11 protein-coding genes and 1 pseudogene are annotated in these 13,394 nt (G+C 62.3%); 4 read left to right on the top strand and 8 right to left on the bottom strand.

Annotation, left to right across the window (positions count from 1 at the left end):
- Positions 1-86: 86 nt before the first annotated feature.
- Entirely contained in the window at positions 87-3,563 is a 3,477-nt protein-coding gene (locus ACIPZC_RS18040; protein ID WP_241802791.1) for a hybrid sensor histidine kinase/response regulator, read from the top strand.
- On the opposite strand, the gene rmuC is transcribed toward ACIPZC_RS18040, so the two are convergent.
- Together rmuC and ACIPZC_RS18030 are read right to left on the bottom strand one after the other, a co-directional pair.
- Positions 3,535-4,908 carry a DNA recombination protein RmuC gene (gene rmuC, locus ACIPZC_RS18035; protein ID WP_241803389.1) on the bottom strand — a complete coding sequence of 458 codons (1,374 nt, stop codon included), beginning with the start codon at positions 4,906-4,908 and terminating at the stop codon, positions 3,535-3,537. The genes ACIPZC_RS18040 and rmuC overlap by 29 nt on opposite strands.
- Before the next feature lie 169 nt (positions 4,909-5,077).
- Positions 5,078-5,422, bottom strand: a pseudogene (locus ACIPZC_RS18030) (sel1 repeat family protein); the annotation flags it as partial.
- Between the two features lie 953 nt (positions 5,423-6,375).
- Here ACIPZC_RS18030 and ACIPZC_RS18025 point away from each other — a divergent pair.
- From ACIPZC_RS18025 to ACIPZC_RS18015, 3 genes are all read left to right on the top strand, one after another.
- The gene (locus ACIPZC_RS18025; protein ID WP_241802790.1) at positions 6,376-6,597 is read left to right on the top strand and encodes a hypothetical protein; all 222 of its coding nucleotides are present in this window, start codon (positions 6,376-6,378) and stop codon (positions 6,595-6,597) included.
- Positions 6,598-6,845: 248 nt separating this feature from the next.
- The gene (locus ACIPZC_RS18020; RefSeq protein WP_400628560.1) at positions 6,846-7,328 is read left to right on the top strand and encodes a hypothetical protein; all 483 of its coding nucleotides are present in this window, start codon (positions 6,846-6,848) and stop codon (positions 7,326-7,328) included.
- A 146-nt stretch (positions 7,329-7,474) separates the two neighbouring features.
- Entirely contained in the window at positions 7,475-8,740 is a 1,266-nt protein-coding gene (locus ACIPZC_RS18015) for an OmpP1/FadL family transporter (protein ID WP_400628558.1), read from the top strand.
- A 204-nt stretch (positions 8,741-8,944) separates the two neighbouring features.
- On the opposite strand, the gene ACIPZC_RS18010 is transcribed toward ACIPZC_RS18015, so the two are convergent.
- The 6 genes from ACIPZC_RS18010 to ACIPZC_RS17985 form a co-directional block, all read right to left on the bottom strand.
- Positions 8,945-9,496: a glutathione peroxidase gene (locus ACIPZC_RS18010; protein ID WP_241802781.1), complete on the bottom strand. Its 552-nt coding sequence runs from the start codon at positions 9,494-9,496 to the stop codon at positions 8,945-8,947.
- Between the two features lie 46 nt (positions 9,497-9,542).
- Complete coding sequence (locus ACIPZC_RS18005; RefSeq protein WP_267821751.1) at positions 9,543-9,665, bottom strand: hypothetical protein; 123 nt, start codon at positions 9,663-9,665, stop codon at positions 9,543-9,545.
- Entirely contained in the window at positions 9,662-10,864 is a 1,203-nt protein-coding gene (locus ACIPZC_RS18000; RefSeq protein WP_241802780.1) for an MFS transporter, read from the bottom strand. Before ACIPZC_RS18000 ends, ACIPZC_RS18005 begins: the two co-directional genes overlap by 4 nt.
- Positions 10,865-10,927: 63 nt before the next feature.
- Positions 10,928-11,332: a MarR family winged helix-turn-helix transcriptional regulator gene (locus ACIPZC_RS17995; RefSeq protein ID WP_400628555.1), complete on the bottom strand. Its 405-nt coding sequence runs from the start codon at positions 11,330-11,332 to the stop codon at positions 10,928-10,930.
- Positions 11,333-11,374: 42 nt separating this feature from the next.
- On the bottom strand, positions 11,375-12,496 hold the full coding sequence (locus tag ACIPZC_RS17990; RefSeq protein ID WP_400628668.1) for a glycoside hydrolase family 5 protein: 1,122 nt from the start codon (positions 12,494-12,496) through the stop codon (positions 11,375-11,377).
- A gap of 163 nt (positions 12,497-12,659) precedes the next feature.
- Complete coding sequence (locus ACIPZC_RS17985; RefSeq protein WP_400628553.1) at positions 12,660-13,394, bottom strand: adenosylcobinamide-GDP ribazoletransferase; 735 nt, start codon at positions 13,392-13,394, stop codon at positions 12,660-12,662.

Below are 13,394 nucleotides of genomic sequence, written 5' to 3'. Positions count from 1 at the left end.
CGACCATCGTCGGCGCTGACGAACCCCCGCCTGCGTGCCAGACTGACTGATCGGGATCGCGTTACTTTTTTTGCTCCGGAGTCTTCATGTCGTTGTCCAGCGGGCTGATCGCTCTGGTCGCCCTGGCCTACATGGCCGTCATGTTCGCCATCGCCTTCTACGGCGACCGCCGCAGCACACCATTGCCGCCGCGGCTGCGCGCCTGGGTGTACAGCCTGTCACTGGCGGTGTACTGCACCAGCTGGACCTTCTTCGGTGCGGTCGGCCAGGCGGCCGAGCAACTGTGGGCCTTCCTGCCAATCTATCTGGGCCCGATCCTGCTGCTGATCTTCGCGCCCTGGGTGCTGCAGAAGATGGTGCTGATCAGCAAGCAGCAGAACATCACCTCCATCGCCGACTTCATCGCGGCCCGCTACGGCAAGTCGCAGACCCTGGCCGTGGTGGTGGCGCTGATCTGCCTGGTCGGGGTGCTGCCCTACATCGCCTTGCAGCTCAAGGGCATCGTGCTCGGTGTCAACCTGCTGATCGGCGCGAATGCCGATGCCACCGGCACCCGTGTGCAGGACACCGCGCTGGTGGTGTCGCTGGTATTGGCGTTGTTCGCCATCGTCTTTGGCACGCGCAGCCTCGACGTCACCGAACACCACCGCGGCATGGTCCTGGCCATCGCGTTCGAGTCCCTGATCAAGCTGCTGGCCTTCCTCGCCGTGGGCGTGTTCGTGGTGTTCAACCTGTACGACGGGTTTGACGACCTGTTCACCCAGGCGCGCCAGTCGGTGCTGCTGGACAGCTACTGGCAGGAGACGATCAACTGGCCCTCGATGGTGGTGCAGACCGCCGTGGCGATGATGGCGATCATCTGCCTGCCCCGGCAGTTCCACGTCACCGTCGTGGAGAACATCGAGCCGCAGGACATGCGCCTGGCGCGCTGGGTGTTCCCGATGTACCTGGCCTTGGCCGCGTTGTTCGTGGTGCCCATTGCCCTGGCCGGGCAAATGCTGCTGCCAGGTACGGTGATTTCCGACTCCTTCGTGATCAGCCTGCCGTTGGCCGAAGCGCACCCGAGCCTGGCTCTGCTGGCCTTCATCGGCGGTGCCTCGGCCGCCACCGGCATGGTCATCGTCGAGGCCGTGGCATTGTCGACCATGGTGTCCAATGACATGCTGCTGCCGTGGCTGTTGCGCCGCAACAACGCCGAACGGCCCTTCGAGGTGTTCCGCCACTGGATGCTGTCGGTGCGCCGGGTGACCATCGTGGTCATCCTGCTGCTGGCCTATGTCAGCTATCGCCTGCTTGGCTCTACGGCAAGCCTTGCAACCATCGGCCAGATCGCCTTCGCCGCCGTGACCCAACTCACCCCGGCCATGCTCGGTGCGCTGTACTGGAAGCAAGCCAACCGCCGTGGCGTGTTCGCCGGCCTCGCTGCAGGTATCTTCCTGTGGTTCTACACCCTGGTGCTGCCAATCACCGCCCACAGCCTGGGCTGGTCGCTGCAGCTGTTCCCGGGCCTGGCGTGGCTGCACGGCAACCCGCTGGGCCTGCCGATCACGCCGCTCACACAGGGGGTAGTGCTGTCACTGGCGGGCAACTTCACGTTGTTCGCCTGGGTCTCGATGCTGTCGCGCACGCGCGTGTCGGAGCATTGGCAGGCGGGGCGTTTCATTGGCCAGCAGACCAGTGCCCGCCCCAACGGCAAACCGCTGCTGGCGGTGCAGATCGATGACCTGCTGACGCTGGCCTCACGCTTTGTCGGTGAGGAGCGTGCCAGGCAAAGCTTCATCCGCTTTGCTTATCGCCAGGGCAAAGGCTTCAATCCCAACCAGAACGCTGACGGCGACTGGATCGAACACACCGAGCGCCTGCTCGCCGGGGTGCTTGGCAGCTCCTCGACCCGCGCCGTGGTCAAGGCGGCCATCGAAGGCCGCGACATGCAGCTTGAAGACGTGGTGCGCATCGCCGATGAAGCCAGCGAAGTGCTGCAGTTCAACCGCGCCCTGCTGCAAGGCGCCATCGAGAACATCAACCAGGGCATCAGTGTGGTCGACCAGAACCTGCACCTGGTGGCCTGGAACCGCCGCTACCTGGAGCTGTTCAACTACCCCGACGGGTTGATCAGCGTCGGCCGGCCGATCGCCGACATCATCCGCTACAACGCCGAACGCGGCCTGTGCGGCCCGGGAGAGGCGCAGGTGCATGTGGCCCGGCGCCTGCACTGGATGCGCCAAGGCCGCGCGCATTCGTCCGAGCGGCTGTTCCCCAATGGCCGGGTGATCGAACTGATCGGCAACCCGATGCCCGGGGGCGGCTTCGTCATGAGCTTCACCGATATCACCCCGTTCCGCGAGGCCGAACAGGCGTTGCGCGACGCCAACGAGCGCCTTGAACAGCGGGTGGCCGAACGCACCCACGAGCTGTCGCAACTCAACCAGGCGCTGTCGGAGGCCAAAAGCCAAGCCGAAGCGGTCAGCAAGTCCAAGACCCGCTTCCTGGCGGCGGTCAGCCATGACCTGATGCAGCCGCTCAACGCCGCGCGGCTGTTCTCCGCCGCCTTGTCGCAGCAGGCCGGGGGCATGAACGAGGAAGCCCAACAATTGGTGCAGCACATGGACAGTTCGCTGCGTTCGGCGGAAGAGCTGATCAGCGACCTGCTGGATATCTCGCGCCTGGAAAACGGCAAGATCACCCCAGACGCCAAGCCTTTTGCCCTGAATGAGCTGTTCGATACGCTGGGTGCCGAGTTCAAGGTCCTGGCCGCCGAAAAAGGGCTGGAGTTCCGCCTGCGCGGTAGCCGCCTGCGGATCGACAGTGACATGAAACTGCTGCGCCGGGTGCTGCAGAACTTCCTGACCAATGCCCTGCGTTACGGCAAGAGCCCGATCCTGCTGGGCGCCCGGCGCCAGGGCGAACGGCTGTGGCTGGAGGTCTGGGACCGCGGCCCGGGCATTGCCGACGACAAGCTGCAGGTGATCTTCCAGGAGTTCAAGCGCCTGGACAGCCACCAGACCCGCGCCGAAAAGGGCCTGGGGCTGGGGCTGGCGATTGCCGATGGCCTGTGCCGGGTGCTCGGCCACACGCTGCAGGTGCGTTCCTGGCCTGGCAAAGGCACGGTGTTCCGCGTCAATGTACCGATCGCCCGCCAGGCAGCGGCCGCGCCGAGCGCGCCGGTGGAGCAAGCCAGCCAACCCCTGGCCGGGCTGCAGGTGCTGTGCATCGACAACGAAGACAGCATTCTGATCGGCATGAACAGCCTGCTCAGCCGCTGGGGCTGCCAGGTATGGACGGCGCGCAACCGCGCCGATTGCGAGGCGTTGCTGGCCCAGGGCATGCGCCCGCACCTGGCGCTGGTGGACTATCACCTGGATGACGGCGAAACCGGAACCGGGCTGATGGGCTGGCTACGCGCGCGCCTGGGCGAGCCGGTGCCTGGGGTGGTGATCAGCGCCGACGGCAGCAAGGAAACCTTGGCCACGGTGCATGCCGCAGGCCTTGATTACCTGGCCAAGCCGGTCAAGCCTGCGGCCTTGCGCGCGCTGCTCAATCGCCATCTGAGCCTGGTTCAGTAACCGCCTGGTCCGCCAGCGTTTCATCCGTCAGTGCCCGCTCCAGCAAGTCGGCCGGCAGGCTTTTGCTGGCACGGGCGCCGAGCAGCTTGAGCTGCTCGCTGCGGCTGACCAGGTTGCCACGCCCTTCACAGAGTTTGTTGCGCGCAGCGGCATAGGCCTTGTCGACCTGCTGCAGGCGATTGCCCAGCTCGTCCAGGTCCTGGATGAACAGCACGAACTTGTCATACAGCCAACCGGCGCGTTCGGCGATCTCGCGGGCGTTCTGCCCTTGGCGTTCTTGCTTCCACAGGCTGTCGATGACCCGCAAAGTGGCGAGCAAGGTGGTCGGGCTGACGATCACGATCTGCCGGTCGAAAGCCTCCTGGAACAGGTTCGGCTCGGCCTGCAGGGCTGCCGAAAACGCGGCCTCGATGGGCACGAACAACAACACGAAATCCAGGCTGTGCAAGCCGTCCAGGCGGCTGTAGTCCTTGCTCGACAGCCCTTTGACGTGGCTGCGCAGCGACTGTACGTGCTGTTTGAGCGCGCTTTCATCATTGCTGCTGACAAACTGCTGGTAGGCCGTGAGGCTGACCTTGGCATCGACCACCACCTGCTTGTCACCGGGCAGCATGATCAGTACGTCTGGCTGGAAGCGCTCACCGTCGGCGCTCTTGAGGCTGACCTGGGTCTGGTACTCGCGGCCCTTTTCCAGGCCGGCATGCTCGAGCACGCGCTCGAGAATCAGCTCACCCCAGTTGCCTTGGGTTTTCTGGCCCTTGAGCGCCTGGGTGAGGTTGGTGGCTTCGTCGGACAGGCGCAGGTTGAGTTGCTGCAGGCGCTCCAGTTCCTTGCCCAGGGAAAAACGTTCACGGGCTTCTTGTTGGTAGCTCTCCTCGACACGCTTTTCGAAGGCCTGGATGCGCTCCTTTAGCGGGTCAAGCAACTGGCCCAAGTGCTGCTGGCTGGTCTGCGCAAAACGCTGCTCGCGTTCGTCGAAGATTTTCGTGGCCAGGTCGGCGAACTGCGCGCGAAGCGTGTCGCGGGCTTCCTGCAGGTCTTCCAGGCGCTGCTGATGGCTGTCCTGCTGCTCACGCAGCTCCGCTTCCAGGCGCGCTGCCTGGGCCTCCAGGCGACGCAGTTCGGCTTCCCGGTTGGCGCGCTCCAGGTGCCAGGCGTGGGCAGCGTCACGGGCATTGTCGCGGTCAATCTGCAGCAGCTCGAGTTCACGGCCCTGGGCGGCCAGTTGGGCCTGCTTGAGGGTGTTGGCTTCGCTGAGGTCGCTCACCTCGTCCCGGCTGGCATCCAGTTGTGCTTGCAGGCCTGCCTGGGCCAGCAGGGCCCCATTGAGGCGTTCTTCGAGCAAGGCCCGCTCGCCTTGGCCGGCAGCCTGACGGCGCTGCACCTGCATGACCCACACCAGGCAAGGCAAGGCGCCTGCCACCAAGCCCAGCACGATGCTGGTCAGATCCACTGCCATGCTTACCCCGAACAGTCTGTCGCAAATGAGGTGCAGCTTAACAGTCAGTCCGTTTCTGCGCCTGCTCTGGCGCGTTGGCCTGGCACAGCCGCGCATATTCCAGTTGCGCCCGGCGGTCACCGGCGCGCGCCGCCTGGCGCAGCAGTTCGTGCCCGATACGCCTGTCACGCGCGTTGCCGCAGTCGCGGCAAAGCAACTGCCCCAATCGGCTCTGGGCCACCACCACGCCCTCCCGAGCCGGTTGCTTGAGCAGGCGCCCGGCCAGATGCTTGACCTGAGGCTTTTCGCCCAGGCGCGGGTTGTCCAACAGCCAAAGGGCCACTTTCAGGGAAAAACGTCTGGACGAAGGGGCTGATGGCGTAACAGCGGGTTCGCTGGAGGATCTACCGCGAAATTTCATGACGAACAGAGAAGGCAATTTGAAAAGCGCGCCACTCTACCCTTTTTTTCTTGCCGTGGCCCGACGATTTTCAACGCTTGGAAAAAATTCTCGATGATCGTTTCTTGACGTTCCCAAGTAGATGACCGGCGGATCTGCAGCTGACTGATAACTGTCGGACAGTTCTGTAATTTGCTGGCACTCCCGTCCTAGAGCAAGCGCTCGGGACAATCCACAGTTCCTGTGGATAACTCGGTGGACAACCCCCCAAACCACCCCGCAAACCCGCGTGAACCGGGGCTTTCAGTCAAACTGACGATTTTTTCACCAGTAAAAAATAGTGTTTTTTTTCATTGACTTAAGGCATCAGTCAAGGCATTGGCAGGGTCGATGGGGGGTGTTGCCAAGCTGTTACAAGTCACGCCCGGAATGTGAACAAGTGCACCGAAAACCTGCATTTGAATGCACGAAATTGGTACATCCGGCCGGTTATGGGCCATTTGCCCCCTCTTCACACAACTCAAAAGAAGCGCCATACTGCCCGGCTTACCCGAAGAAACGTGGCAATGCTTGCAAAGCTTCTGAGCTTGCGGTAAGGTGCGCCTCGTTAGTACCAAGCTGAAAGTCAATTCTGGCCAGAAGCGTCCTTGCAGGCCTGCTCCCCCCAAGAGCACCACTGCTGAAACCAGGACCGGCCCTTTCGATGATTCACTCTCCAGCCTTGCGCTGTTCAGCACGAATCACGTGACAGATTGATCAGGATTCCATACCGATGGCCTTGAACCTTGGCCCCGGCATGCTGCCTGCCCTCTGAAGTACCTACCAGTCAGCCCAAGCGCCCACCTTATGATTGCGCCCCCTCTGGCTGCCCTGTTCCAGTCAGGTTCGTTCGTCCCTTAATAAAGGCGTCACTGGAACGTTTCTATCATGCACGGATCATAATCCCCGTGTTTAAAGCAGGAACATCCAACAATATGCAAACTCAACAAATTCAGGCTGCCATTGGCACCCTCTCCCAGGCCTTCTCGCCGTTGAAGTGCCTTATCACCGCCCCACGCAAGGGCAACTTCAGCTTCACCCTGGTGGACGAGCACGGCGTTGCCTGCCACACCGAACGCCTGTACCCCGAACAGTACAGCCGCTCGGAACCGCTGCAAGCCGTCATTGCCCGGACGCGCCAGTCGCTCACTGCGTGAGCGGCGAATGCCGTGGCATTCAGTCGCTGAATGACGCACACGGTAAGCTACCTGATCGTTCTTGGCCTAATTGCCGCAAGGTATATAGCGCCGAACGACAGGCAGCAATCGATTTAAAAACAGCCCTTTACACCACGATTATCACACTACACTTCAACTCGAGCGGTCCTTGCCGCTTCCGGCGGGCCTGATCATTCACCAGCTGCCAAGCTCCCACGCCCGTCGGCCCCTTATTGCTCGAGGGCATCATGGGTATTGCGGCGAATGAATTGTGTCAGTATGTGATTCGACCAACCTTGGTCTATCTCAATCGTCATTGTGCCAGTGCCGAAGCCCTTTTGCTGGGCATCGCGGCCAGCCAGTCGGCACTCGGGTCGGCGCTGCATGATCGCCGTGGCCACGGGCTTTACCGTATCGGCGAGCATCGCCATCGCGCGGTCTGGGACGATTTTCTCGCCCGTGACCCTGAGCTGGCCAGCCTGGTCCGCGGCCTGGCGAGCCAACATGCGTTTCTGGGTGGCCCGCACCTGGAGCTTGCAGTCAACCTGCGCTACTCCACCGCCATCGCCTGGATGCTCATCGAAGCGCAAGCCACGCCCCTGCCTGCCGTCGACAACCTGCTAGGCCAGGCGCGAATCTGGCGTCAGATCTTTAACCCCCAAGGCCGTCTGCGCGACTTCACGCAGGCCTGGCATCTGTGTATTACTCAGAAATTGCCCCAGGCATCTTAGGAAACGCCCTACAGCACTACCGGAAAAAATGGAATTTTGGTCGGATTGTCCTACAAAACCGCTCTATCTCCTGCGATACAGGCTATGGCGCGGCGCGTGAATTGTTGGTAGCTTTTCGCCCCGGAGATCCCAAGGAGTTTCTAATAATGAAAAAAGTAATGCTCAAAACCTCCCTCGGCTTGGCCGTGGCTTTCGCCTCCAGCCATCTGTTCGCTGCCGGCTTTGCCCTCAACGAACAGAGCATCAGCAGCATGGGGACAGGTTTCGCGGGACGTTCTTCTTCTGCCGAAGATGCCAGTACTGTGTTTGGCAACCCGGCAGGCATGTCACGCCTCAAGCGCGAACAATTCACCGTGGGCGGCGCTGCCGTCATTGCCAAAACCGATATCTCGGGCCCTGGAAGCAACCTCGGGGGGGAAACCGACGGTGACATGGTGCCTGTGGTCGGCGTACCGATGGGCTACTACGTCAAACCCCTCGACGATCACTGGAGCGTCGGTTTCGGCGTCTATGTACCGTTTGGTCTGGTCACCGACTACGGCAGCGACGATGCCGCGCGCTACTGGGGTAAAAAGAGCCACGTCGAAGTCATCACCTTCCAGCCAACCGTCAGCTACGCCTTCAACGATAAGGTGTCGATCGGTTTCGGCCCGACCATCAACCGCATCAAGGGCGAGTTGGGCTCAAGCCTGATCAACCCGTTCACGCCGGGCAGCAATGACGGTGAAGTGAAGATCAAGGGCGACGATACCGCTGTCGGTTACAACATCGGTATCCTGGTGCAGGCCACCGACCGTACTCGTGTAGGCCTGACCTACCACTCCATGGTCGACTACAAGCTCGAAGGCAAGACCCGTGTGAGCACCCCGCTGATCGGGCCTTTCAATGGCGACAAGTTCGACGCCAGCCTCAAGATCAAGACACCGGAGTCGGTGGATCTTTCGGTCACCCACGAACTCGACGACCAATGGACCCTCTACGCGGGCAGCACCTGGACCCGTTGGAGCCGCCTCAAAGACATCACCGTGCAGAACGATGTGCCGGCACCGCTTGCAGGTTCGGCGTTCGAGACCATCAGCGAAGAGCAGAACTGGCACGACACCTGGGCCCACGCCATTGGCGCGTCCTACAAGGTGAACAAGGAGTGGGTGCTGCGTACCGGCTTTACCGTCGACCAATCGCCAACCAACAACCACGACCGTTCACCGCGCATCCCGACTGGCGACCGCAAGGTGTTCAGCCTGGGTGCGGGCTGGAGCCCGAACGACGACATGACCATCGACGTGGCCTACTCCTACCTGTGGGAAGAGGACACCAAGGTCAACCAGGTCAGCGCCACCAAAGGCAGCTACCAGGCCAAGTACGAGAACAGCGCTCACGGTATAGGTGCCTCCCTCACCTACCGTTTCTGATCCGCACGGCTGTGTAAAAGCAGCCCGTGTGGCTGACGCCAGTCAGTCAGCGATTTCAGGGCTGCGACGCAGCCCATCGCTGGCACGCCGGCGCCCACAGAGACCGCGCAGCTCTTTAGGTTCTGTGTTGTACCTGTAAGGGCCAGCTTGCCGGCGATGGGCTGCAACCCCCAAGCGAAAGCAAGGCAAACCAAGAGCGCAGGGTTATGGCTGCGATGCAATCGCCTTCTCGATCGCCGCCTTGAACTCAGCATCATCCGGTTTGGTCAGGCTGGAGAAGTTGGCAATCACCTTGCCCCTGCGATCAATCACGTACTTGTAGAAATTCCACTTCGGAGCACTGCTCTGCTCCGCCAGCCCCACGAACAGCGGGATCGCATCCTTGCCACGCACCGCCTGGGTCTTGGTCATGGTGAACGTCACGCCATAGTTGGCATAACAGACCTTGGCGGTCTTCTCGCTGTCGGCGTCTTCCTGCTTGAAATCGTTGGACGGCACGCCGAGCATCTCCAACCCTTGCTCGTGATATTTCTTGTAGACACTCTCAAGCCCCTCGAACTGCGGCGCAAACCCGCAATAACTGGCCGTGTTGATCACCACCAGAGGCTTACCGGCAAAACGCTGGCAAAGGTCGACCTCACCCTTGCCACGCAACTCCGGCAAGCTGCCCTGCAACAATGCCGGGCAATCCGCCGCCCAGGCAGAACCGGCAGCGAACATGACCAGCAACGGCATCATCAACCCATATGCACGCATCGAAACACTCCTCTGCAAGACGACCCTCGAACTTGCAGGGTAGCGCTTAACACACACCTACGCCCAGTTGCATGAGGGCCATGCCGCCCCGATGCCAGCCCCACCACGCCAGCACCAGCAGCAGTGCGGCCCCCACGGCGAGCAACGCGCGAGCCAGATAGCGGTTCATGCCGCCTGAGCCTGCAGGCGGGCGACCGGGCGCTCACTCACCGGCCAGTTGAGCGCGGCAGCCAGCAGGCTGAGCAGAATGGAGATCTGCCAGACCAGGTCGTAATTACCGGTACGGTCATACACCACACCCCCCAGCCAGCCACCGAGGAAGGCACCCAACTGATGGAACAGGAAGACGATGCCGCCCAGCATCGACAGGTTACGCACGCCGAATACCGTGGCAACGGTGCCGTTGGTCAAGGGCACGGTCGAAAGCCACAGCAAGCCCATGGCAATGCCGAACAGGTAGGCGCTGAACTGGGTCACGGGTGCCCAGAGGAACAGCACGATCACCACCGCGCGCAACAGGTACAACGCCGTGAGCAGGCGCGGCTTGGACATGCGCCCACCCAACCAGCCCGCCGTGTAGGTGCCGACGATGTTGAACAGCCCGACCAGCGCCAGCACGGTGGTACCGGTGGTTGCCGCCAGGTGCTGGTCAACCAGATAGGCCGGCAAGTGCACGCCAATGAATACCACCTGAAAGCCGCAGACAAAAAAGCCCAGCGCCAGCAGCCAGAAACCCGAATGCGAGCAGGCTTCACGCAACGCCTGGCCCAGCGTTTGTTCGCCACCGAGGGCAGGCAACGGGCGGTCACGCAGCAGCCCGACAAAGGGCACGATCAATGCCACCAGCAGGCCGAGCACCAGCAGCGCTGCCGACCAGCCCAGCCATTCGATAAGGCCCAGCGTACCGGGCAGCATGGCAAACTGGCCGAACGAGCCTGCCGCGCTGGCAATGCCCATGGCCATGCTGCGCTTCTCAGCCGGCACCGCCCGGCCAACCACGCCAAGAATGACCGAGAACGAGGTGCCGGACAGGCCGATACCAATCAGCAGGCCGGCACTGAGTGACAGCGACCAGGCCGAGTCGGCCGTACTCATCAGCAGCAGGCCCGCGGTATACAAGATGCCGCCGATGATGACCACCCGCGCTGCGCCCAGGCGGTCTGCCAACGCACCGGCAAACGGCTGCGCCAAACCCCAGATCAGGTTCTGCAGGGCAATGGCGAACGCGAAAACTTCACGGCCCCAGCCAAAATCTGCGCTCATCGGCGCCAGGAACAAGCCGAAGCCGTGCCGCACACCCAGGGACAATGCCAGGATCAACGCAGCCCCCACCAGTACCCACCCGCTGGTTCGCCAAACCGAAGTCATTGTCGTTATCTCCAGCACATCACAAGGTTATGCGGGTATATACCCGCTTTAAGTCAAATTGGCTCAAGCCAGTTGTGCCAGCAAACGCACCAACTGGTCGCGCTGCCCCTCACCCAATCGCTGCACCAGTACTTGCTGCGCCAGCTCCCAGGCTGGGTAGGCCGCTTGCAAGCGGCTCGCCCCCGCGTCGGTCAACAGCACGACACGGTTGCGCTGGTCATCCCCCTCAGCCAAAGCTACCAAGCCTTCGGCTTCCAGCACCCTCAGGTTGCGGCCAAGGGTGCTGCGCTCCAGGCCCATGGCTTCAGCCAGGGTGGTGATACTCGGCCGGTCGAGCCGCTGCAGGTGGCGCAATAGGGAAAATTGGGCGACGTTGATGCCGAAACCTTCGAGGGCTTCGTCGTAATGCCGGCTCACCCCACGGGCGGCACGACGCAGGTGGGTGCAGATGCATTCACTGGTCAACATGGTTACGTGTATATACCCGCGTTTGGCGTGTTGCAAGAAGTTTCAGCGCTGCTGCGGGCTCAAACGTCGGCGGATCGGCTCGAATGCTTCGGTAGCGCTGCGCGCCAGCGGGTCCGGTGCCCCGTTATCGATGGCTTGCCAATAGCGCCAGGGCACCTTGGCCGAACCCAGCTCATAGTCCATGCCATCCCAGCTGTCCTCACGGAAGCTGTAGAAGGCCCAGTGCAACTGGTTGCGATCAAGCACGCTGAGCACGTCTTCAAGGTACTGCCTGCAGCCCGGCAAGCGGCGCATGCAACCGAACTCGCCAACGACCAGGCGCTCACGCGGCACGTTGTTGGCCGCCATCCACGCCAGCGGCTGCTCAAGGTACTGCTCTACCCGTTTGCCATCCCAGTGCCAGGTTTGCCCGGCAAAGGGTACCGGCCCTGGATAGGCATACGGTTTTTTGCGCGCCATGTTTGGCGCGCTGGTGGCGGCATAGGGCTCGTACATGTGAATGCTGTACAGCACACGCTGATCCTTGAGCGGCTCGGGCCAGTAGCTCAAAGCATCGGCTGCTGCATACCAACCAGCGTCGAGCATGACTGGCGTGAGCGTATCCACCTCACGGATCGCCAGCAGCAGTTGCCGGTAAAAGCCCGGCAGGTCACGTGCACCGCCCTTTTCGCGCGCATACCACTGCTGCATGTGCGGCTCGGGCGCATGCTCGGGGAGGCCGCCCTCACGCTCCGGTGCTGGTTCGTTGATCAGGTTGTAGGCAGCGATGGCCGGGTGGCCCTTGAGCTCGCGCGCCAGGTCACGCCAGAAATCGGCCGCCTGGGCCCAATACTGCTTGTCTTGCCACAAGCGGTCATCGAACTGGCCCTGGTTGTTTTGCGACCAGCGCATGCCCGGCAGCGAAAGTGGGGCAATCACGACCTTCAGGCCAGCCTCATGCGCACGATCAAGTGTGTCACGCAGTGTTTTGAGGTCCGTTTCGGCCAAGCCCCGGTAATGGTCGGCGCTACCCAACAGAAAGTCGCGCTGCGCAGGTTGCCATTTGTCATAAGACAACCGCACCCAGGTTGCGCCATAACCGCGCAAAGCGTCGAAGTATGCCCGATCGGGTGGCAGGCGGTTGAAGCTGTTACCGCCGTGGCGCGGGGTGTTCCAGAAGCCCATGAGGTCGGCGGCAAGAGCTGGTGGCAGAGCAAAGATGAGCAAGCTGGCAAGGATCCAATGCCACATGAGGCCTCCTTGGCCAATTGAAAAAACCGAGGATACCCTTTCCGACCCACGAAGCATTTGCTGATGTATTGCCGGGCATTGCACCTGGCAGGTGCAGCTACATCCCCAAAGCGAGCCCCAGCACCACGGCCAGCTCCAGCAACTCCAGCACTGCCCCCGCGGTATCGCCAGTGGTCCCGCCCAAGCGCTGGCACATCAGCTGTCGTAACCAGCAGAACACCGCAAACGCCAGCAGGCCCGCCCACAGCGCACTCCAGCCCCCCAGCAGCAGGCAGAACAGCAAACTGCCCAACAGCACCCAGCGCGCCGTGCGACGCGGCAGGTGCTCGGCCAGCGCCTGCCCAAGCCCGCCAGGGCGCACGTATGGCGTGCCCAGGAACAGCCCCAGCATCGCTGCCCGCCCAATCACAGGCGCCAGCACCAGCAGTGCACCCGCGCCGCGCTCGACAAGCACCCACAGCGCACAGAACTTCAGCAACAACACCAGCACCAGGGTGACCACGGCAATCGGCCCGCTGCGCGGGTCCTTCATGATCTTGAGCGTGCGCTCGCGATCGCCGAACCCACCCAGCCACGCATCAGCGCTGTCTGCCAGGCCGTCCAGGTGCAGCGCACCACTGAGCAATACCCATAGGGCCAACAGCAACGCCGCGTGCAAAGGTGCCGGCGCGCCTTGCAACAGATGGCTGGCAAGCCACAGCAACAGCCCGAACAGCAAGCCGACCAGCGGATAGCACAGCAGCGAGCGCCCCACCTCCCGCGGTTCAGGCATACCGGGCAAGCGTACCGGCAGGCTGCTGAGAAACTGCAGGGCAATCCAAAAAGGCAGCAT

This window comes from Pseudomonas sp. NPDC089743 (assembly GCF_044748785.1).
Classification (GTDB): Bacteria; Pseudomonadota; Gammaproteobacteria; order Pseudomonadales; family Pseudomonadaceae; genus Aquipseudomonas; species Aquipseudomonas putida_X.
The sequence above is the reverse complement of the archived record's forward strand: the minus strand, read 5'-3'. Positions and strand labels throughout refer to the sequence as shown.